Origin of the sequence: Kosakonia oryzendophytica, from assembly GCF_027886705.1 — a bacterium.
GTDB lineage: Bacteria > Pseudomonadota > Gammaproteobacteria > Enterobacterales > Enterobacteriaceae > Kosakonia > Kosakonia oryzendophytica.
In genome coordinates this window covers 4092663-4114474 of the sequence record NZ_CP115659.1, presented here as the reverse complement: position 1 = coordinate 4114474, position 21812 = coordinate 4092663, and the positions used below count along the sequence as shown (strand labels likewise).

At 57.8% G+C, this 21812-nt stretch carries 20 protein-coding genes; 13 read left to right on the top strand and 7 right to left on the bottom strand.

Annotation, left to right across the window (positions count from 1 at the left end; all coding sequences use genetic code 11):
* The first annotated feature begins 52 nt into the window (after positions 1–52).
* On the top strand, positions 53–787 hold the full coding sequence (cysH, locus tag O9K67_RS19920) for a phosphoadenosine phosphosulfate reductase (RefSeq protein ID WP_061497434.1): 735 nt from the start codon (positions 53–55) through the stop codon (positions 785–787).
* Positions 788–821: 34 nt separating this feature from the next.
* Here cysH and hpxZ read toward each other — a convergent pair whose 3' ends face one another.
* The 4 genes from hpxZ to O9K67_RS19900 are packed head-to-tail and all read right to left on the bottom strand — an operon-like array spanning position 822 to position 4356.
* The gene (gene hpxZ, locus O9K67_RS19915; RefSeq protein ID WP_061497432.1) at positions 822–1205 is read right to left on the bottom strand and encodes an oxalurate catabolism protein HpxZ; all 384 of its coding nucleotides are present in this window, start codon (positions 1203–1205) and stop codon (positions 822–824) included.
* The gene (locus O9K67_RS19910; RefSeq protein ID WP_061497430.1) at positions 1202–2578 is read right to left on the bottom strand and encodes an AtzE family amidohydrolase; all 1377 of its coding nucleotides are present in this window, start codon (positions 2576–2578) and stop codon (positions 1202–1204) included. The genes hpxZ and O9K67_RS19910 overlap by 4 nt, the downstream gene beginning before the upstream one ends.
* A complete protein-coding gene (hpxX, locus tag O9K67_RS19905) occupies positions 2575–2763 on the bottom strand; it encodes an oxalurate catabolism protein HpxX (RefSeq protein WP_061497429.1) in 189 nt (62 codons plus the stop codon). The genes O9K67_RS19910 and hpxX overlap by 4 nt, the downstream gene beginning before the upstream one ends.
* 9 nt (positions 2764–2772) lie before the next feature.
* Positions 2773–4356, bottom strand: coding sequence for a gamma-glutamyltransferase family protein (locus O9K67_RS19900; RefSeq protein ID WP_061497426.1), 1584 nt, complete (start codon positions 4354–4356; stop codon positions 2773–2775).
* A gap of 117 nt (positions 4357–4473) precedes the next feature.
* Between O9K67_RS19900 and O9K67_RS19895 the strand changes: the two genes are divergently transcribed.
* The 3 genes from O9K67_RS19895 to hpxK all read left to right on the top strand — a co-directional run bounded on the left by O9K67_RS19895 (position 4474) and on the right by hpxK (position 8006).
* A complete protein-coding gene (locus O9K67_RS19895; protein ID WP_061497424.1) occupies positions 4474–5313 on the top strand; it encodes a MurR/RpiR family transcriptional regulator in 840 nt (279 codons plus the stop codon).
* Between the two features lie 204 nt (positions 5314–5517).
* Positions 5518–6759: a pyridoxal-phosphate-dependent aminotransferase family protein gene (locus tag O9K67_RS19890; RefSeq protein ID WP_061497422.1), complete on the top strand. Its 1242-nt coding sequence runs from the start codon at positions 5518–5520 to the stop codon at positions 6757–6759.
* Entirely contained in the window at positions 6756–8006 is a 1251-nt protein-coding gene (gene hpxK / locus O9K67_RS19885) for an allantoate amidohydrolase (protein WP_061497420.1), read from the top strand. The genes O9K67_RS19890 and hpxK overlap by 4 nt, the downstream gene beginning before the upstream one ends.
* 11 nt (positions 8007–8017) lie before the next feature.
* Here the strand turns inward: hpxK and O9K67_RS19880 are convergent, their stop codons facing one another.
* Positions 8018–8422 carry a hypothetical protein gene (locus O9K67_RS19880; RefSeq protein ID WP_061497418.1) on the bottom strand — a complete coding sequence of 135 codons (405 nt, stop codon included), beginning with the start codon at positions 8420–8422 and terminating at the stop codon, positions 8018–8020.
* 137 nt (positions 8423–8559) lie between these two features.
* On the opposite strand from O9K67_RS19880, the gene O9K67_RS19875 reads away from it, so the two are divergent.
* The 8 genes from O9K67_RS19875 (at position 8560) to O9K67_RS19840 (ending at position 17532) form a co-directional block, all read left to right on the top strand.
* On the top strand, positions 8560–9324 hold the full coding sequence (locus tag O9K67_RS19875; RefSeq protein WP_061497416.1) for a DeoR/GlpR family DNA-binding transcription regulator: 765 nt from the start codon (positions 8560–8562) through the stop codon (positions 9322–9324).
* Positions 9325–9764: 440 nt separating this feature from the next.
* A complete protein-coding gene (locus tag O9K67_RS19870) occupies positions 9765–10481 on the top strand; it encodes a FadR/GntR family transcriptional regulator (protein ID WP_061497414.1) in 717 nt (238 codons plus the stop codon).
* Complete coding sequence (locus O9K67_RS19865) at positions 10478–11491, top strand: ABC transporter ATP-binding protein (protein ID WP_061497411.1); 1014 nt, start codon at positions 10478–10480, stop codon at positions 11489–11491. Before O9K67_RS19870 ends, O9K67_RS19865 begins: the two co-directional genes overlap by 4 nt.
* Positions 11488–12555 carry an ABC transporter ATP-binding protein gene (locus O9K67_RS19860; protein ID WP_061497409.1) on the top strand — a complete coding sequence of 356 codons (1068 nt, stop codon included), beginning with the start codon at positions 11488–11490 and terminating at the stop codon, positions 12553–12555. The genes O9K67_RS19865 and O9K67_RS19860 overlap by 4 nt, the downstream gene beginning before the upstream one ends.
* Before the next feature lie 12 nt (positions 12556–12567).
* On the top strand, positions 12568–14082 hold the full coding sequence (locus tag O9K67_RS19855) for an ABC transporter substrate-binding protein (RefSeq protein WP_170933816.1): 1515 nt from the start codon (positions 12568–12570) through the stop codon (positions 14080–14082).
* 19 nt (positions 14083–14101) lie between these two features.
* The gene (locus tag O9K67_RS19850) at positions 14102–15046 is read left to right on the top strand and encodes an ABC transporter permease (protein ID WP_061497407.1); all 945 of its coding nucleotides are present in this window, start codon (positions 14102–14104) and stop codon (positions 15044–15046) included.
* Positions 15046–15921 carry an ABC transporter permease gene (locus O9K67_RS19845; protein WP_061497405.1) on the top strand — a complete coding sequence of 292 codons (876 nt, stop codon included), beginning with the start codon at positions 15046–15048 and terminating at the stop codon, positions 15919–15921. Before O9K67_RS19850 ends, O9K67_RS19845 begins: the two co-directional genes overlap by 1 nt.
* A 9-nt stretch (positions 15922–15930) precedes the next feature.
* Complete coding sequence (locus O9K67_RS19840; RefSeq protein ID WP_061497403.1) at positions 15931–17532, top strand: gamma-glutamyltransferase family protein; 1602 nt, start codon at positions 15931–15933, stop codon at positions 17530–17532.
* Between the two features lie 51 nt (positions 17533–17583).
* Here O9K67_RS19840 and O9K67_RS19835 read toward each other — a convergent pair whose 3' ends face one another.
* Positions 17584–18354, bottom strand: coding sequence for an amidohydrolase (locus tag O9K67_RS19835; protein WP_061497401.1), 771 nt, complete (start codon positions 18352–18354; stop codon positions 17584–17586).
* A gap of 124 nt (positions 18355–18478) precedes the next feature.
* Positions 18479–20926 (bottom strand): acyl-CoA dehydrogenase FadE, encoded by a 2448-nt coding sequence (gene fadE, locus O9K67_RS19830; RefSeq protein WP_061497399.1) that lies wholly within the window; start codon positions 20924–20926, stop codon positions 18479–18481.
* A gap of 239 nt (positions 20927–21165) precedes the next feature.
* On the opposite strand from fadE, the gene lpcA reads away from it, so the two are divergent.
* A complete protein-coding gene (lpcA, locus tag O9K67_RS19825) occupies positions 21166–21747 on the top strand; it encodes a D-sedoheptulose 7-phosphate isomerase (RefSeq protein ID WP_061497397.1) in 582 nt (193 codons plus the stop codon).
* The last annotated feature ends 65 nt before the right edge of the window (positions 21748–21812 follow it).

Here is a 21812-nt window from a genome sequence, read left to right as displayed (position 1 = left end):
TGTAAGCCTGATAAGCGTCGCGCTATCAGACAACGAACACAGTGAGGAACGTATGTCCAAACTCGATCTTAATGCGCTGAACGCGCTGCCAAAAGTTGAGCGAGTACTCCAGCTTGCCGAAACGAATGCGCAGCTCGAAACGCTGAGCGCTGAAGCGCGTGTAGCCTGGGCACTGGAAAACCTGCCGGGCGAGTATGTGCTCTCATCAAGCTTCGGTATTCAGGCGGCGGTAAGCCTGCATCTGGTCAATGAGGTCTGTCCAGGCATTCCGGTGATCCTCACCGATACCGGCTATCTGTTCCCGGAAACGTACCAGTTTATCGACGAGCTGACGGACAAGCTCAAGCTTAACCTGAAAGTCTACCGTGCTGAGCACAGTCCGGCCTGGCAGGAAGCGCGCTACGGTAAACTGTGGGAGCAGGGCGTTGAAGGCATTGAAAAGTACAATGACATCAACAAAGTTGAGCCGATGAACCGTGCGCTTGCAGAATTAAATGCGCAAACCTGGTTTGCCGGGCTGCGCCGCGAGCAATCCGGCAGTCGCGCCAATCTGCCGGTATTAGGCATCCAGCGCGGCGTGTTTAAAGTGCTGCCGATTATCGACTGGGATAACCGCACGGTATACCAGTACCTGCAAAAACACGGTCTGGGCTACCATCCTCTGTGGGATCAGGGTTATCTCTCGGTGGGCGATACCCATACCACCCGTAAATGGGAGCCGGGTATGGCGGAGGAAGAGACCCGCTTCTTCGGCCTGAAACGCGAATGCGGGCTGCACGAAGGTTAATACATCTCCCCCTCCTGCGTAGGAGGGGGCTTTCTCACCCCATCAAACTCACATGCGCTGCGACAATGCGCCACCCCCATGGGAATTTCACCCACGTCTGCATCTGCCTGCCCACGCGTTCGCTGTTCTCACGGGTAAATTCCGTACTGGCCACCGCCATGTCCTCGCCAAAAGTGGTGATGGTGGTATTGCGTAACAATCTGTCCAGCCCGGCGGAAGGGCGTGAATGTCGAAAGTCACGAATGGCGGCAATGCCATAGAGATTCTCTGTCGCACCATAACGCACGGTGCGCTCATCGTCCCAGAACAACTCATCCAGTACGTCTATATCATTGCTTATCAGTGCCTGCTCATAGCGGTAAAAGGCCGCGGTCACTTCGTTGAGGATCGCCGGGCGATCGATATTGTCTCGGTTCATGTTGCGTCCTGTGGATAAAGTATTCCGGCTTGTTCGAGCCGCCATGCTGCCTGTAAACAGCGGGTTTCTTGCCAGGGCGCACCAATAATCTGTACACCAATCGGCAAACCGCTACGGGTTTTTACCGGTACGGTGACCACCGGCAGACCAAGGAAAGAGATCGGTTGTGTCAACATACCCATACTCGCTTTCACCGGCAGATCCGCCCCGTTAATACGCATGGTCGGCGTACCAATCGGTGTTGCGCTACAGGGCGTTGCCGGCGCGAGCAGCAGGTCAAGCTGTTGAAACAGCGGCAAGGTTTTATCGCGAAACCAGGCGCGGAAACGCTGTGCCTGGGTGTACCAGGCTGACGGCGTCATGGCCCCGGCCAGCAGACGTTCGCGGGAGTTCGGTTCAAAGCGCGACGCTTCAGTGCGCAGTGCGGGAAGATAGTGATTTCCCCCTTCCGCCGCTGACAACAAAAACGCCGCTGAACGCGCCAGTTCGGCTTCCGGTAGCGTCACGGTGCGATCTGCGCCCAGCGCCTGGGCTACGGTGTTTACGGCCTGCCGCGCATCGTCATCGCACCAGGTTGAGAAGTAGCCATCCAGCACCGCACAGCGTAGCGCGTTGCCTGCGACAAGACCTGGCAGAGCAATATCGGCGGTGCGTGTGGACTGCCAGCGATCATCGTTATCACGCCCTTGCAACGCATCATACACACGCGTCAGATCCTCCGCGTTGCGTGCCAGTGGGCCAATATGATCGAGGCTGGCGACAAACGGGTGGCTACCGGTGCGGGAGAGACGACCAAACGTGGGTTTCAGGCCATAAATACCGCACAGCGACGCTGGTACGCGAATCGATCCGTTGGTATCGGTACCGAGGGCAAAATTGACCATACCCGCTGCCACAGCCGCAGCGGAGCCACCGGACGATCCACCTGCCACACGTTGCGGATCGCGCGGGTTGCGGGTTGCGCCATAGTGACTGTTTTCCGTGGTGAAACCGTAAGCATAGGCGTCCATATTCAGCGCTCCGGCAAGCGTCGCCCCGGCGCGGGTGAGCTGGCGTATGGCAAAGGCATCCTGGGTGGCCGCCGGTTGGGTACTGAACAGTTCGGCTCCGGCAAGGGTAGTGATCCCGGCGATATCAAACAGGTTTTTTACCGCATAAGGCACGCCTGCCAGCGCAGGCAGTGGTTCACCCTGGGCGATGCGCACATCAATACGCGCCGCTTCCACCCGTAAGCGCGACGCGGTGATATCGGTAAACGCATTAAGTTGCGGGTTGTGCTGCTCAATGTGCGCCAGGGTGCGCTGCGCCAGTTCGCTGGCGCTAAAGGTTTTCTCTCGCAGCCCGCGTTGAATATCACCAATCGATAAGTTCATAGGCGGTACTCCCCGGCGCCTTCCTGGCGGTGTGGTAAGGGGAAGGCCATTAACGGTTGCGCCATGGCGGCGATACGGGTGAGCTGTACTTCCAGTTCCGCGCGACGGGCATCGTCCAGCGGCACTGCCAGCAGTTGCTCCATCAGCCGGATGTAGGTGGGCCAGTCAAAATCAGTGGTGTTCATCTTTGCTCCTTAAAAACCGGCTGCGCTGCCATTGCTGCGCGGATCGAAAGCCCCTTCCAGCATGCCATTGGCATGGCGAAGGATAGCGCCAGCATGCCCGGTGGCTTCGCTTAAGCCGGGCAGCCACTCCACCTCATGCCCCATCTTGCGTAGTGCGAGAAATGTCTCTTCGCTAAAACCGCTTTCCAGTTTCAGGCTTTCCGACGCCTGTCCCCAGGTGCGCCCCAGCAGCCAGCGCGGTGCGCAGACCGCCGCCTGTAAAGGCATTCCCTGCATCACATGGCGGGTAAAAATGGCGGCCTGGGTTTGCGGCTGACCGTCGCCGCCCATCGTGCCGTACACCATGGTGCGCCCGTCGTTGAGCCGCGCTGCTGCGGGATTTAAGGTATGGAAGGGTTGCTTGCCCGGCATTAACGCCAGCAAATGCGACGGATCGAGGCTAAAGGCCGCGCCGCGGTTTTGCAGCAGAACGCCGCTCTCCGGTAGCACCACGCCGCTGCCAAATTCATGGTAAATGCTCTGGATAAACGAGACCGCCAGACCGTTTTTGTCGATCACGCCCATCCACACCGTATCCCCCGGCCCTTTGCCTTGGCCCCAGGGCGCTGCGCGCTGTTCGTCAATGCTGTCAGCCAGCAGCGCCAGCGGTGCTTGCTCGAGCAGGCTTTGTACCGGCAGCGTGACGTGGCGCGGGTCGGTAATGTAGCGGTCACGCAGGCCGAAGGCTTTTTTGGTCGCTTCCACAATACGGTGGATGGTTTGCACGTCGTTCGCCTGGGCCATGTCCAGATGATCGGTGATGCCGAGGATGGCCAGTGACACCAGCCCTTGCGTGGGCGGCGTCATATTAAATACCTCCCCCTGGCTGTGCCGGAGTTTTAGCGGTACGCGGCGCTGAGCACGGTGATGTGCCAGATCCTGGGCGGTAATAGGGATGCCCAGTGCTTGCATCTCATCGGCCATCAGTTGCGCGAGCCCCCCGCGATAAAAGCTGTCCAGCCCCTCGGTGGCGAGTCGGGTCAGGGTGCGGGCCAGCGTTGGCTGGCAAAAACGGCTGCCTGCCTGCGGCGCGGTGCCTTGTGGCAAAAAGGTACTGGCGAAACCGGGCACGTCCATCAGTTCCTGAAATTTATTTTGGCTGGCGCTGGCCTGGGACTGTGTGACCGGAATACCGTCCGCCGCGTAGCGAATGGCATCGGCCAGCAGGCGCGACAGGGGTAACGGCGCTGCGCCCAGCGAGGCGGAAACCGCTAATGCCTCATCCCAGCCGCTGAGCGTGCCGGGTACGGTAAGGGCGGCAAGCGGGCCACGATGAGGAATATGGGAATGTCCGGCATAAAACGCCTGAGTTGCCCGCTGCCCGGCTGCGCCGCTGGCGTCAATGGCTAACGGTTCGCCTTCCGGCGGCACAATCAGCCAGAAGCCGTCGCCGCCAATGCCGTTCATATGCGGGTAGGTCACCGCGATGGTCGCGGCAGCGGCAACCATCGCCTGAATGGCATCACCGCCGTGGCGTAAAACCGACAGCGCCGACTCGCTGGCAAGATGGTGCGGAGTCACCGCCATGCCAGAGGGGGCCATATTACTTTGCATCGTCACGCTTCCTGTAGTCTTGGGTAAGTGGAGATGACTAAGCAAGAGCTGTTCCAGATTGACGACAAGCGTTTCACTGTGTCAGCTTATCGTGAAACAAAAGTTGCAGGAGAGGCTATGCAGCAGCTGGATGAACGTCTGCGGGAGTGTTATGACCAGCTTTCCCCGCAGGAACAACGTGTTGCGTCATTTGTCATTGATCACTTTGACGATCTGGTGAGCTATAACAGCGCTGAACTGGCGCGGCTCAGCGGGGTGTCGAAAGCCACCGTCAGTCGTCTGTTTAAACGGTTAGGCTACGATCGTTTTAAAGAGATGCGTGATGAGTTACGCAGCCTGCGCCAGAGCGGAATGCCGCTGACGGAGAACCGCGACGCCGTACAGGGTAATACGTTGCTGGCGCGTCATTACAAGCAGGAGATGGCAAACCTGACCCAATGGGTCAATGCGCTCGATGCCGGGCACTTTGCCGAAGTGATTAGCGCACTTGGCGAGGCCCGTCGGATCGTGATCATTGGCCTGCGCAACAGTGCGCCGGTCGCGCTGCATTTGCGTCAGCAACTGCTGCAAAGCCGGGGCCAGGTGATGGTGCTGCCGCAGCCGGGGCAGACGCTGGCGGAAGAGTTAGTGGATATCACGCCTGCTGATATGGTGGTGATGGTCGCGTTTCGCCGCCGTCCACGCGTGGTGCGGCCGGTACTGGAGGCGCTCTATCAGCAGGGCGTACCGGTGCTGGCGATCAGTGAGCCGCAGGCGACCCGTATCAAAGCGCTGTGCCGCTGGCATATTGGCTTGCCGCTGGACAGCGTCTCGGCATTTGATAGCTACAGCTGTGCCATGAGCCTGGTGAATTTACTGGCGAACGCCTTGCTGCATACCACTCTCACCGCAGGGCGGCAGCGCATTCATCAGATCGCATCGTTGTACACCGACCTGGATGAACTGGAACAACGGTAATGCACTTTAATGGTGCTTTTGCACCACAATGATGATGCATGGCGGGGCATTTAGCGTCCCGTTTTTTTTGACTAAATGGTCGTAGATTCCAAGTTATTCCTATGCTGGCTTCATCTTTTTGTCTGTGGCACATTAGTTGCAAAAATAACATTAAAGAACCTTTTGTTTCATCATCTGTGCTGTCGCACATCAAAGGATGCGCCCATGTTCGATTTTCAGCAGTTCCCGCAAATAAACCCGCCTCAACGCTTGTTAATGGGGCCGGGGCCGATCAATGCCGATCCGCGTGTGCTGCGCGCCATGGCAAGTCAGTTAGTGGGGCAATACGATCCGGTAATGACCGGCTATATGAACGAGGTGATGGCACTCTACCGCCAGGTGTTCCGCACGCAAAACCGCTGGACGATGCTGGTGGATGGCACTTCCCGCGCGGGCATTGAGGCAATCCTCGTGTCGGCCATTCGCCCGGGAGATAAAGTGCTGGTGCCGGTGTTTGGTCGATTTGGTCATTTGCTGTGTGAAATTGCCCGTCGCTGCCGTGCGGAAGTACACACGATTGAGGTTCCCTGGGGTGAGGTCTTTACGCCAGACCAGATCGAAGATGCGATCGTTCGGGTTAAACCGCGCCTGTTGCTGACGGTGCATGGCGACACTTCCACCACCATGCTACAACCGCTGGAGCACCTCGGTGAGATCTGCCGCCGTCACGGTGTACTGTTTTATACCGACGCAACCGCCTCGCTGGGCGGTAACGTGCTGGAGAGCGATGCCTGGGGGCTGGATGCGGTCTCCGCCGGTTTGCAAAAATGCCTGGGCGGCCCGTCCGGTAGCTCGCCGGTGACGCTAAGCCCGGCGATGGAAGCCGCGATCCGCGCGCGTAAATGCGTGGAGCAGGGGATCCGTACCGAGGCACATCAGGACGGCGCAGATGAGATGATCTACTCCAATTATTTCGATCTTGGCATGGTAATGGATTACTGGGGGCCGGAACGCCTGAACCATCATACCGAAGCAACGAGCATGTTATTTGCCGCCCGCGAATGCGCCCGCATTATGCTGGAGGAGGGCATGGACGCACTCATCGCCCGCCATGAACTGCATGGACGTGCGCTGCTGGCGGGCATCCAGGGCATGGGGCTGACGGTATTCGGCGATATCAGCCACAAGATGAATAACGTGCTGGGGGTGATGATTCCGCAGGAAGTGCAGGGCGAAGAGGTGCGTAAACGGCTGCTGGAAGATTTCCATATTGAGATCGGGACGTCGTTTGGTCCGCTACAGGGCAAGATCTGGCGTATTGGCACCATGGGGTATAACGCGCGGAAAGATTGCGTTCTGCAAACCCTGACGGCGCTGGAAGCCGTGCTTAACCGCCTGGGGTTGCGCACTGTTCAGGGGGCTGGCATGCAGGCCGCGTGGGATATCTACGACGGAGCGAACGGATGATGACCGCCGAGGAGGCCGCCCGCGCCGCAGAGCGGGTGATGGCGCGCTGCGACGAACTCGCGCGTATCAGTGAAACGCCGGGGCAGCTCACCCGGGTCTATCTGTCGCCCGAGCACCTGCGAGCTAACGCATTGGTCGCCTCGTGGATGCAACAGGCGGGTATGCGCACCTGGCAGGATGCGGTGGGCAATATTTGTGGGCGCTACGAAGCGGCATCGGAAGGTGCTCCGGCGGTGCTGCTGGGGTCGCATCTTGATACCGTGCGCGATGCCGGGCGTTACGACGGCATGCTGGGTGTGTTGACCGCCATTGAAATTGTCGACGGGCTGCACCGGGCAAACGTGCGTGGAACCCAGGCGATTGAGATTGTGGGCTTTGCCGATGAAGAAGGCACCCGTTTTAATATCACGCTTCTTGGCAGTCGCGGTCTTACCGGAAGCTGGCCTGCTGAATGGCTGGCCTGTGAGGACGCACAGGGGATAAGCGTGGCACAGGCGCTGGCACACGCCGGTCTTGATGCGACGCGTATTGGCGATGCGCAACGCCCGGCGGCGGATTTCTCGGCTTATCTGGAGTTGCATATCGAGCAGGGGCCGGTGCTTGAGCAGGAAGATCTGGCGATCGGCGTCGTTACGGCCATTAACGGTGCCCGCCGTTTGCATTGCCGCTTTACCGGCGAGGCCGGGCATGCTGGCACTGTACCGATGAGCCATCGCCGCGATGCGCTTGCCGCCGCGGCGGAATGGATGGTATTGATTGAGCATGCTGCGCGGCAAGCTGGTCCTGAACTGGTTGCGACCGTGGGAACCTTGCAGTGTGAACCCGGTGCGGTGAATGTGATCCCCGGCGTGGTGTCGCTGACGCTGGATATCCGTAGTTCCGATGACCCACAGCGTGAAGCGTTACTGAACCACTTACTGGCGCAAGCCATGCGCATTGCAGAACAGCGTGGAGTGGCGTTTAGCCACGATATTTTTTATACCATTGCCGCCACGCCCTGCGATGGCGAATTGCGCGACAAGCTGGCTGATGCGGTGCGAAACGTTCAGCGGCGTGTGCTGCTGTTGCCCAGCGGCGCGGGTCATGACGCGATTGCCATTGCCGAACGCTGGCCATCGGCCATGCTGTTTGTGCGCTGTGAAAAAGGCATTAGCCATCACCCGGCGGAAAACGTCATGGTGAGTGATGTGGCACTGGCGCTTCGGGCAATGAGCCTGACAGTGCGGGAATTGGCGCTGACGCCATAGCGCGTTGCGGCTTAACACAGCCGCAGCGTGGTGTTTTCAAGAATGCTGGAAAAGATGTCCATCACTTCTTCACGCCCTGGCAACGCATCGCTCTGGCCGCTGTGGTGCTGGCTCAGCCAGTAAAGCAGCATGCTCAGAATGCGCCGCGTTTTCAGTCCGGGCAACTCTGCCGCCGTTGCGATGCGCGGCGCGAAACGATGGGCCAGTTGCGGCAGGATGTCGCTCAGGCACACCATTGAGCCATCCAGTAACCGGCCATAGTCCGCGCAAAACTCCCCTGTGCGGGAGGCCCGCAGGTAGAGATAAAAGAGTCCGGCGGGCGGCTGGTGCTTATTTTCCGTAAACCAGACGACGGTGCGGTGTTCAAGATGGTCGATGGTTTTATCCAGATCCTGATAGATGATGTCCTGATACATAATCAGCTCCCCTTATAACCCGTTGATTCTTTATCCACGTTGTCGTCATGCCTGACCTGAACATGTATCATGGATCGGATACACTATGATAGATTGTGTTTATTTGTGCAAGGTTGTGTTAATTTCGAGGGCTGAGTGTGACCGACTACAATGCATTGCCTGAGCAGAGGCAAGCGCTGATCCATCAGATGCTGATCGACACGGGCCGGGTGATTGGCGTGGATGTTGCCCGTCAGTTAGGCGTGTCCGAACATACCATTCGCCGCGATTTACAGGAGCTGGCGCGAAAGGGGCTGTGCAAAAAAGTGTATGGCGGCGCTGTCAGCCAGCTTAAACAATCCGCCAGCTTTGAAACGCGCGTTGCAGAAAATGTGGAAGAAAAAGAGCCGATTGCCCGCCGATGTGCACAAATGATCAAGCCCGGCAGCTGCATTTTTATTGATTCCGGCTCTACCTATCTCTTAATGGTGAACTTTATCCCGCATGAAATGGAGCTAACCATTGTGACCAATTCCCCCCAAATTGCCGCTGCGCTGAGCAGTCGCAAAAGCGGCGAACTCATTATGCTGGGTGGGAAAGTGAACCCGCTGGTAGGGAGTGCATTGGGTTCAGAGACGGTGAATCAACTGCGCAATATGCTTTTTGATCAGGCGTTTATCGGCGTCTGTGGGCTGGATCCGCAGGCTGGACTCAGCGCAGCCTATTACGATGATGCCTGTTTCAAAAAAGAGGTGTTTAACCAGAGCAATGAAGTGATTGCCGCCGTCACTGCCGACAAAATTTCGCAGGTGGCGCGCTACAAGGTCGCGGGTTGTGAGGAGATCGACATTGTTGTCGCCAGCACACAAACTCCCACGCACAGCTTCCGTCATACCAGCCTGCGGTTTGAGGTGGCGGAATAGCATTGCTCGGTTGTGTTAAGTTGTGTTGATTTATCGTCATTGCCTGCCCAGGCATCCGGCCTGCCTGCACCAAACCCATTCGATCCCTTTGCAAGCCCGATAAGCACAGCGCTATCGGGCGTCATCATCGGATAAGGGGTAATGCCTTCTCCGCTCACCGTCATCAAACCCGTTTGAAGCTCTGCCCCCTTTTTAGTGCATCGTTTGCACGCTAAGTGTGCGTTTTGTGTACAGCCTGTTTTGCGTGGCGAATGCCCGTCAGTGCAGGATCAAAAATAAACATTATCAAATCAAAGCATTAACAAAAATTTCAAAAACATGACCGAACCAATGCCAGATTGGTTCGGTAATTGCTTTATTCATCGCGGGTAGTGCAAATGCGTTTTTATTTAACCATTTGTAATTTAATAAAAAATAACGCTAAACGCGGATGAACCAATATGGAAAGACCATCACGCTATCTGGCAAATTCCAGTACAGCGCTTGAACAACTTCGTGGGCTTATTCACCAACATGAGTCAACACCAGGGACTCCTCTGCCCACAGAACGCGAACTGGCGGAAAGCCTGGGCGTCGGGCGACGCGAAGTGCGCCGCGCGCTCGATGTGCTGGAAGAAGAGGGGCGTATCTGGCGTAAACAGGGTAAAGGTACCTTTATTGGCCCTGCCGCGCCCGTCGCACCGGCTGCAATCCAGGGGTTGGTGCAACAAACCAATATGCTGGAAGTGATGGAAGCGCGTTTGCACATAGAACCGGGTCTTGCGCGGTTGGCGGCGTTGCGCGCCAGCAACGAGCACCTGGCGCTGATGCAACGCATGCTGGAACGCATCAATAACGTCAGTCCGGACGATCCGGATCTTAATGAGCTGTGGGACAGCGCTTTTCACCGGGCCATCGCCGAAGCGGCGGGAAACCGCTTGATGCTCGGTCTTTTTGACACCCTTGACGCGGTGCGCCGCGAACCTGGCTGGCACCATCTGCGAGAGTTGGCGCGTACCCCGGCAAAAGTGGATCGCTATAACGATCATCACCACCGGATTATGCACGCCATCCGGGAACGGCAGCCGCATGTTGCAGCGGCTGCGATGCGTGAGCACCTGCTCGATCTGCAACATGCCCTGATGCAGGCCATTCATCTCGGGGACGATACGCCATGACAACTCTCCCGCATAACGAGGCCGCGCCGGTATTGCGGCTGCATAATCTGAACGTGCAATTCAGCAGCTCGCCTGTCAGCGTGCTGGATGGCATTTCGCTGACCATAAACAGTGGCGAAACGCTGGCCTTGGTGGGGGAATCCGGCTGCGGCAAAAGCATTACCTCACTGGCGCTGATGGGGTTACTGCCCGGCAGCGCACAGATCGTCAGCGGTGAGATGCAATTTCGCCAACATGACCTACGCCACCTCTCTGCCCGCGAGTATGCCAACTTGCGCGGCAATGAGCTGGCAATGATCTTTCAGGAGCCGATGACTTCCCTGAACCCGGCGTTCACCCTTGGCGATCAGCTTAGCGAAGCGGTGATGCGCCATCAGCACCTTTCGCGCCAGGCGGCGAGGGACGCGGCGTTACAGATCCTTGAAAAAGTCCAGATCCCGGCGGCGGAAATGCGTCTGAAGGCTTACCCACACCAGCTTTCTGGCGGTATGCGCCAACGCGTGATGATCGCCATGGCGCTGATTAATAAGCCGCGTCTGTTGATTGCCGATGAACCCACCACGGCGCTGGATGTGACTATTCAGGCGCAGATCCTGGCGCTGCTCAACACCCTGAAAGCCGAAACCGGCACGGCGGTATTAATGATCACCCATGATCTGGGTGTCGTGGCAGAAGTCGCCCAGCAGGTGGCGGTAATGTACGCCGGACAGGTGGTGGAGCAGGGCAGCGTGGCGGCGATTTTTGCCGATCCGCAACACCCTTACACCATTGGGTTGATGGGATCGATACCTTCACTCGGTGCGCGCAAAGGTCAACTCTCCACCATTCCCGGCGCGGTGCCGCTGCCGGAGGCGATGCCGAAAGGGTGTCGTTTCGCCACGCGTTGCCCGTTTGCACAATCCCGCTGCCATCAGGAAAAACCTGCACTACAGCCGCTGGGGCCGGGCCATCAGGTGGCCTGTTTCCGCGCCCCCCTTGAAGAGCATATTGCGCCGGGAGAAACCGCATGAGCACACCGATCCTTGAAGCGCTCGATCTGAGCAAACGCTTTGCCGGGCCAACACGGCTGTTTGCGCCGAAGCGTTACGTGACCGCAGTCGATCGCATCTCGTTGCGTGTTTACCCCGGTGAAACTCTGGCGATTGTCGGCGAATCCGGCTCCGGAAAATCCACCCTTGGTCGCCTGCTGCTGCGTTTGCTAAGCGCTTCTGAAGGCCGCGTTTATTACCAGGGAGAGGAGATCACCCATGCCAGCGGCTCGCGCCTGAATCAATTGCGTCGTGAACTGCAAATTATCTTTCAGGATCCCTTTGCTTCGCTGAACCCGCGCATGACCGTGGAGCAGATTGTGGGTGAGCCGCTGTGGTTACACCAAAAAATGGGCAAAGCGGATCGCCAGGCACGGGTCGCTGAATTGCTTAGCACCGTGGGGTTGCCGGCGGCCTGGGCGCGGCGCTACCCGCATGAGTTCTCCGGCGGACAGCGCCAGCGTATTGGCATTGCCCGCGCGCTGGCGTCCGGGCCGAAACTGCTGCTCGGTGATGAACCGGTTTCCGCGCTGGATGTCTCCGTACAGGCCCAGGTGGTGAATCTGTTAGAAGATCTCAAGCAGCAGCTTGGGCTGACGTTGATCATTGTGGCGCACGGTCTGGCGGTGATCCGCCATATGAGCGATCGCGTGGCGGTAATGTATCTTGGGCAAATTGTAGAGATGGCGCGTGTTGATGAGATTTTCGATGCGCCATTGCACCCTTACACCCAGGCATTGATTGCCTCCGCACCGCAGACGCAGCCAGGTCTTGCGCGGCAAACGCCACTGTTGCAAGGCGATTTACCCAACCCGGCCAGCCCGCCACAGGGCTGCCGTTTTCATACCCGTTGTCCCTATGTCACCGAAGAGTGTCGTCAACGCGAGCCCATTACTCAGGTGCTCGACGGCGGTCGTCAGGTCTTCTGCCATCGTTGGCAAGAGATCAACCGCGATCGCAGTGTGATTCATATCGCTCCGCCCTCCGCCGCGTTCCTGCGCCGTCGCGCTCTGTTTGAACAGGCGGCCTCTCACACCTCTCCTTAAAGGAATATGTTAATGATTGTGCGAAATTCTCTTTTGACCGTTCTGGGAAGTGCCATGTTGCTGGGCGCGGCGTTACCTGCGCAGGCTGAAAATGTGCTGCGCATTGGGCTGGGAGCCGATCCGGATATGCTCGATCCTCATCTGGCGCGCACCTACTATGGCCGCTTTGTGTTTGCTTCGCTGTGCGACCGGTTAGTGGATGTCGATGAAAATCTTCACGTGAAGCCGGGTCTGGCAAAGGACTGGTCGTGGAGTGACGATGGCAAGACCCTGACCATGAATTTGCGCGAAGGCGTCACCTTCCATGATGGTGAAAAGTTTGATGCAGCGGCGGCTAAATTCAGCCTGGATCGCGCGCTGACGCTGCCGGGTTCGCTGCGCAAAAGCGAAATCTCCTCCATTGAATCCGTTGAAGTGAGCGGACCGCTGCAAATCACTCTGCATCTGAAAACGCCGGACTCCGCGTTGTTAATGCAGCTTACCGATCGTGCCGGGGCGATGCTGGCACCGGAAGCGGCGAAAAAGCCGGACTTTGCTGCGCACCCGGTGTGCTCCGGGCCGTACAAGTTTGACAGCCGCGTATCGCAGGATCGCATTGTCCTGTCGCGCTTTGAGAATTACTGGAACAAAAGCGCGTATCACTTCGACAAAGTTATCTACCTGCCGATCCCGGATGCGTCCGTGCGGCTGGCAAACCTGCGCGCCGGCGATCTGGATCTGACAGAAGGCATTGCGGCCAGTGATGTAAAAACCGTGCAGAACGACAGCAAGCTTCAACTGGAGAAAGTGACCGGGCTGGGTTACCAGGGCATCACCTTTAACATCAACAATGGCAAGGTTGCGGCTAACGATCCGTTTAAAGATGCCCGCGTGCGTGAAGCCTTCTCGCAGGCCATCGACCGCGAGGCGCTGAATCAGGTGGTATTTGAAGGTCTGTATGCGCCGGCAAACCAGGCATTTTCCCCTGTCAGCCCGTACCACGTGAAGCTGCCAGTGCCGCCGCGCGATGTGGAAAAAGCCAAAGCGTTACTGAAAGCGGCAGGGGTTACCACACCGTTGACGGTCTCAATGCTGGTGCCGAACAACCCTATCTCACAGCAGGTCGGCCAGGTATTACAGGCCATGACCGCCGAAGCCGGTTTTAACGTTAACCTGCAAATGACCGAGTTCGCCACCTTGCTGGACAGGCAGCAAACCGGTGATTTCCAGCTCAGTTTCTCCGGCTGGTCGGGACGCCCGGATCCGGATGGCAGTATTTTTGGTTTTATTCACAGCAAAGGCACGCTTAACGATGGCCGCTACAGCAATGCGCAGGTTGATGAGTGGCTGACGCAGGCACGTTTGCATAACGATCCGGCGATTCGCCAGGGGCTGTATGAAAACGTGGTGAAACAACTGCAAACCGACATGCCGATTGCCTATCTCTACTTTGAGCCGCGTCTGTTTGGCCTTAACAAAAGCGTGCAGGGCTTTAAACCTTATCCGGACGGCATTGTGCGTCTGGCGGGGCTGACGCTGGCGAAGTAACAGGTATTGAGGAGCTACCATGCTGGAACTGATTTGCAAACGCCTGCTGCTCGCCATTCCGACGCTGCTGTTGGTCAGTATGATGGTTTTCGGGTTGCAAAAACTGCTGCCCGGCGATCCACTGACCGCCATGCTTGGCGAGGAGCGCAACCCGGCGGTGATCGCGCAGTTGCGTGCCGAGCTGAACCTGGATGCGCCGATCCCGGTGCAGTATTTCAACTGGCTGACCCGTGCGCTACAGGGCGATCTGGGTGTTTCGTTACGCACACAGGAACCGGTAACGCACCTGATCGCCGCCAAGTTGCCGGTGACGCTGGAAATGTCGCTGCTGGCGATGATCATTGCGCTGGTGTTCGGTATCAGCATGGGGATTCTGGCGGCCGTCAACCGTCATAGCTGGGTTGACCACGGTGCGAACTTTGTGGCGATTTCCGGGATTTCGGTGCCGCATTTCTGGTTGGGGATTTTGTTGATCCTGATTTTTTCCGTCAACTTGCAGTGGCTGCCCGCGTCCGGTTTTGTGCCGTTTAGCGAAGATCCGTTACAGAACCTGCGCACGTTGCTGCTGCCTGCGCTGGTGCTGGGCACCGGGCTGGCGGCAACGCTGATGCGGCATACGCGCGCATCCATGATTGCTGTGCTGAAGGCCGATTACATCCGTACGGCGCGCGCCAAAGGGCTGTTGCCAAAAGCGGTGATCATGAAGCACGCGTTTCGTAATGCGCTGGTGCCGGTTATCACCCTGACGACGCTGCTGTTTGGCGAATTGCTTGGCGGCGCGGTGCTTACTGAGCAGGTGTTCACCATTCCCGGCTTTGGCAAGATGATTGTCGATTCGGTGTTTAACCGCGACTACGCGGTGGTACAGGGTGTAGTGCTGGTGGTGGCTATCGGCTTCTTGCTGCTTAACCTGCTGGCCGATGTGTTGTATGTGCTGATTAACCCGAAAATGCGGAGCGAATAATGGCCGAACTGACCACCAATCGTGTCGCGGCTTCGCTGCCGCACGCGGAAAACCGGGTATTGAAGGCATTTCTTGCCAACAGGAGCGCCGTCATTGGTGCGGTGATCGTCGGCGTATTTGTGTTGATCGCGCTGCTGGCTCCGTGGATCGCGCCGTTTGATCCGGTAAAGGCGAATTTCCTGGCCGTGCGTAAACCGCCTTCGGCGCTCTACTGGTTTGGTACGGATGAACTGGGGCGGGACATTTTATCGCGCATGATTTGGGGGGCGCGCACCTCGCTGCTGGCAGGCTGTGTCTCGGTGGTGATCGCCGTGGTGATTGGCGTGCCGTTGGGGCTATTGGCGGGCTACTTCCAGGGTCTCTGGGATGGAGTGATCTCGCGCGTTATTGAGGCATTACTGGCCTGCCCGTTTCTGATTATGGCCATTGCTCTCGGCGCGTTTCTTGGTCCCAGCCTGACGAACGCCATGATTGCGATAGGCTTGTCGGCGATGCCCATTTTTGCCCGCCTGACGCGGGGCCAGGTGATCGCCATTCGCAATGAAGAGTACATCGACGGCGCACGCGCGATTGGGCTGCCGGACCGCTGGATAATCGTGCGTTATGTGTTGCCAAATGTGATGTCGCCGATCCTTGTGCAGGCCACGCTGGCGATTGCGTCGGCGATCATCACTGAAGCCAGTCTCTCTTTCCTTGGCCTTGGGCAACAGCCGCCGGATCCCTCCTGGGGGGCGATGCTCAATACTGCCAAAGGTTTTCTGGAACAAGCGCCGTGGATGTCCATCTTCCCCGGTGTGGCGATTTTTCTGACCGTGCAGGGATTTAATTTACTCGGCGATGGGCTGCGCGACGCGCTCGATCCGCGCCACGACTAAGGAGTTTCGATGACCAAAGCGATAGATTTTAATGTCGGTTATGCCTCACAGCGCGCGCCGATGATGGGGCGTAATGCGGTGGCGACCTCCCAGCCGCTGGCGGCGCAAGCGGGAATGCGTATGCTGATGCTCGGTGGTAATGCCGTGGATGCAGCGATCGCCACGGCAATGGCCTTGACGGTAGTGGAACCAACCGGCTGTGGCATTGGCAGCGATGCGTTCGCCATTGTCTGGGATGGGAAGGCGTTGCAGGGGTTGAACGCCTCCGGGCGCTCCCCGGCAAGCTGGCATGCGGATATGTTCGCGGGTAAAAAAGCGGTGCCGGAACTGGGTTGGGACGCGGTAACGGTGCCCGGAGCGGTATCCGGTTGGGTGGCGCTGGCAGAACGTTTCGGTTCGCTGCCGTTAACCACGCTGGCGCAGCCTGCGATTGAGTATGCCCGTGACGGTTTTCCGGTGTCACCGCTGATTGGCCATCTGTGGCAGCGCGGTTACCACAAGCTGAAGGATCAGCCCGGTTTCAGCGCCTGTTTTGCGCCGCAAGGGCGTGCGCCTGCTATTGGCGAAATCTTCCGTAACCCGGCACAGGCCCGTTCGCTGGAGCTGATCGCACAGACCAACGGCGAGGCGTTCTATCGCGGGGAACTGGCGCAGAAAATAGCCGCGTTTGCCAGAGCGCATGGCGCGCACCTGAGCGAGGCGGATCTGGCGAACCACAAAGCGGATTGGGTGACGCTGCTGTCACGCGAGTTTGCTGGTGGTTCGGTGCATGAGTTGCCGCCGAACGGGCAGGGGATTGCGACGCTGATTGCGTTGGGCATCCTTGAGCAGTGCGATATTGGCCGCTATCACCCGGACTCGGTACAGTCGCTGCATCTGTCGATTGAAGCGATGAAACTGGCGCTGGCGGATCTCGACCGCTATGTCGCCGATGAAGACCATCTGGAATTTGCGGCTGAACGGTTGCTCAGTGACGATTACCTGAAGTCGCGCGCGGCATTGATCAATCCGGATAAAGCCTCGGACTTTGTCTACGGTGAACCGACGCAAAGCGGTACCGTTTACCTTTCCACCGCTGATGCCAGCGGCATGATGGTGTCGTTTATTCAGTCTAACTATATGGGGTTTGGCTCTGGTGTAGTGGTGCCGGATACCGGCATCAGTTTGCAAAACCGCGGCTGCGGCTTTGTGCTTGATCCCAACCATCCGAATGCGCTGGCGGGTGGCAAACGACCGTTTCATACCATCATTCCCGGCTTTGCGCTGGGCGCAGATGGCAAGCCATTGATGTCATTTGGCGTTATGGGGGGGCCGATGCAGGCGCAGGGGCATATGCAAATGGCGCTGCGTATTATGCTGCACAGGCAGAACCCGCAGGCAGCCATTGATGCGCCGCGCTGGCGCGTGGTGCAGGGCCGGGACGTCTCCGTTGAGGCAACGTTCGACCGCAATGTGATTGCGGGGTTGCGCGAGCGTGGGCACCAGATTTCGGTGGAAGACCCGCTGGCGGGCTATAACTTTGGCGGTGCGCAAGTGGTTTATCGCATGGCGGAAGGCCACTATGTGGCAGCGACAGAAAGCCGGAAGGATGGTCAGGCACTGGTGAGCTGATGCCCTGATCTTCCCCTCCCTCTGAGGGGAGGGGAATTGGACGGTGCAGGGTTAACCCAGGGTAAACGGGTCTGCATCCTGCCACGCGGGGAATTTCTCGCGATACTCCTGCAACGCGCTTAATGACAGCTCAGCGTCAATGCGCGTGGCCTGATGCGGTTCGGCGGTGGCGATGATTTCGCCCTGCGGGCTGATAACCCGGCTGTCGCCGCGGTAGTGGTGACCATTGCCGTCGGTGCCGACGCGGTTGCAACCCGCTACCCAGGCAAGGTTTTCAATGGCGCGGGCCACCAGCAAAGATTGCCAGTGCAGTGAGCGCGGCGCTGGCCAGTTGGCCACATACAGCAGCAGGTCGTAATCATTGCGGTTGCGCGACCATACCGGGAAACGCAGGTCATAGCAGACCAGGGGTAGAATGCGCCAGCCGCGCCACTCAAACACCACCCGCTCGTTGCCCGCTTCGTAATGATGATGTTCATCGGCCATGCGGAACAGATGGCGTTTATCGTAGACATGCACGTTGCCGCCCGGCTCGACCAGCAAAAAGCGGTTTACCGGCCCGCGATCGGTTTGCAACGCGGCACTCCCGGCGATCAACGCATTGGTCTGGCGGGCTTTGTCATACATCCACGCCACCACCTCATCCTGTGGTAGAGACTGTTTTGCGGCTTCCATCGCAAAGCCGGTGGTAAACATTTCTGGCAGTACAATCAGGTCACGCCCGGTGACGTCTTCAAGCTGAATGTCGAAATGGCGCAGGTTGGCTGGCCCATCCATCCAGACTAACGGTTGTTGTAACAGCGTAATTTTTAAACCAGGCACAGTATCGACTCCCCGTAAGACAGCATTTTCACACTGTAGCATGAGGCGTAATAAAAAAACCCGCGAAATGCGGGTTCAGGCATGAGAGGAAAAAGGGGGGGGGGGGCGCTTGCGCCCCCTTTGGTCAGGCGGCTTCTATCTTACGCACCTTTTCCGGCGCGGCGACCACGGGTTGAGTGGCCAGAGCATCTGGCTCGAAATCATCGACGTTAATGCTGCGCAGACGGCTGGCCTCGGCTTTGATAAGCAGCGCGGCTTCTTCCTGATTGATAAGCCCTGCGCTTAGCGCCTGCTGAGCCAGTTCATCCAGACGTGTGAAGGGCAGGTTTTTGCCCAGCTCTTTGCACACGCGCTGATGGATAGGATCCGCCGCCATAACATCCAGCAATGCCTCTTCCAGCAGACCCAGCGGGTTGTGCTCGCTTGCCGCCAGATACTGCCCGCGACCGATGCGTGAGCGGGTGGCGCTTGGGGTTTGCAGGATCTTCGCCACTTTATGGTCCAGCTTATCCGACGGTGCACGATAGTGGCGTCCGGTCGGGAAGATAACCAGGCTCAGCGCGCCGGCGACAAAACGGTTCGGGAAGTTTTCCAGCAGATCGCTGATGGCCTGTTCCGCCTGATACAGCGCGTCCTGAACGCCCCAATGCACCAGCGGCAGATCCGCTTCCTGGCGACCTTCGTCGTCATAGCGTTTCAGTACCGCCGAGGCGAGATAGAGCTGGCTTAAAATATCCCCCAGTCGTGCGGAGATACGTTCGCGACGTTTCAGACTACCGCCCAGCACGGCCATGGACACATCCGACAGCAGTGCGAGGTTGGCGCTCAGGCGATTCAGATGCTGATAATAGCGTTTTGTGACGTCACGGGTTGGCGTGGCGCTGGTTAAGCCGCGCGTCAGGCCAAGCCAGAAACTGCGCATTTTGTTGCTGCCAACATGACCAATATGTTTGAACAGCAGTCTGTCGAAGGCGTCCACATCGTTGTTCTGCGCGGCGGCCATCTCTTCTAGTACATACGGATGGCAACGGATCGCACCCTGGCCAAAGATCATCATGGTACGGGTCAGAATGTTGGCCCCTTCCACGGTGATGGCGATCGGTGCGCCCTGGTAAGCACGGGCGAGGAAGTTGCTCTCGCCGAGCATAATGCCTTTACCGCCTGCGATATCCATCGCATCGATGATTGACTGCTGACCACGATGGGTACAGTGATATTTAACAATCGCCGACAGCACGGCAGGTTTTTCACCGAGCATAATGCCGTACGTGATCAATGAGGCTGCGGCGTCCATTGCATAGGCGTTACCCGCAATGCGTGCCAGCGGCTCTTCAATCCCTTCCATTTTACCAATCGACACTTTGAACTGACGGCGGATGTGGGCATAAGCACCAATTCCCAGCGCGATGGATTTCACACTGCCGGTAGAGTTGGACGGCAGGGTGATACCGCGTCCTACAGACAGACATTCCACCAGCATGCGCCAGCCCTGACCGGCCATTTTCGGCCCACCAATGATGTAATCAATTGGCACAAAGATATCGTTGCCGCGAGTCGGACCGTTCTGGAACGGGACGTTAAGCGGGAAATGACGACGACCGATTTCTACCCCAGGCGTTGAGGTAGGGATCAGCGCACAGGTGATTCCGAGCTCTTGTTCGCCGCCCAGCAGTTTATCCGGGTCGGAGAGTTTAAACGCCAGACCGAGTACGGTGGCAATCGGTGCGAGCGTGATATAGCGTTTGTTCCAGGTCAGGCGCATGCCAAGCACCTGCTGGCCCTGCCAGTCACCCATACACACCACCCCGGTATCCGGAATGGCGCCCGCATCGGAACCCGCTTCCGGGCTGGTCAGCGCAAAGCAGGGGATCTCCTGTCCACGCGCCAGACGCGGCAGATAGTGATCTTTCTGCGCTTCGGTGCCGTAATGTTGCAGCAATTCACCCGGACCGAGGGAGTTCGGTACGCCCACGGTGATGGCGAGAATACCGGAAACGCCCGCCAGTTTTTGCAGCACGCGGGCCTGAGCGTAAGCGGAGAATTCCAGACCGCCGTACTCTTTTTTAATGATCATCGCGAAGAAGCGGTGCTCTTTTAAGAATGCCCACAGCTCCGGCGGAAGATCGGCCATTTCGTGGGTGATCTGGAAATCGTTCGCCATACGGCAGGCTTCTTCCACCGGGCCGTCGATAAACGCCTGTTCTTCGGCGGTCAGGCGGGGCTGCGGATAGTTGTGCAGTTTTTTCCAGTCCGGGTTACCACGGAACAGGTCGCCTTCCCACCAGGTGGTCCCGGCGTCGATGGCTTCTTTTTCCGTGCGGGACATCGGCGGCATCACTTTACGAAAACCGCGGAATACGGGGGCGGAAATCAGCGCTTTCCGCATTGGCGGCAGGTTAAACGGCACCAGGATGATCGCCAGCGGCAGCAACACCCAGATAGACCACAGGCCGGATATCCCCAGCGCGGCGGTCCACGCCAGTAAAATCAGGCTGCTCAGCAGCAGGTTCACCCGGTGGTAAAACAGCACCCCGAGCAGTACAACCGTAGCGATAAGGCTCAACGTCATCATAAAGAAAAGCTCCCTGTCTTGTAGGAGGTCTGACCACTTGTGATGATATGGTTGTAGTGGATGCGAAATCTTTTATCAATGCGTTTACAAAATAATTACAACCTGGTTCACATTGTTGAGGGCATTTCGCGCACGGAAAACGAAAACCCCCGGTTGCAGGTAAGGCTTTAGCTTCTCGCCCGGCATGCTATCCGGTAAACTCCCCGGTGTTATTTACATTTATGCTGAAGGATATCCTCATGTACCAGGATCTGATTCGTAACGAACTGAATGAAGCGGCGGAAACGCTGGCGAACTTTCTGAAAGATGATGCCAATATTCACGCTATTCAGCGCGCGGCGGTCTTGCTGGCGGACAGCTTTAAAGCCGGCGGCAAGGTGTTGTCCTGTGGTAACGGTGGCTCGCATTGCGACGCCATGCACTTTGCGGAAGAACTGACCGGGCGCTATCGCGAAAACCGTCCGGGCTACCCGGCGATTGCGATTTCCGACGTCAGCCATCTCTCCTGCGTCAGCAATGACTTCGGTTACGATTATGTTTTCTCCCGCTATGTTGAAGCCGTAGGCCGTGAAGGCGACGTGCTGCTGGGGATTTCCACTTCCGGCAACTCCGGTAACGTCATCAAAGCCATTGCCGCTGCGCGTGAAAAAGGCATGAAAGTGATCACCCTGACCGGTAAAGACGGCGGCAAAATGGCCGGTAGCGCGGATATCGAAATTCGCGTACCGCATTTCGGTTATGCCGACCGTATTCAGGAGATTCATATCAAGGTGATTCATATCCTGATTCAGTTGATCGAAAAAGAGATGGTTAAAGCTTAATTAATAAGGCTATTTTATTTGCCATTTTGACACCGGGCAGTGCCCGAAATCCTCACGTACTGCAT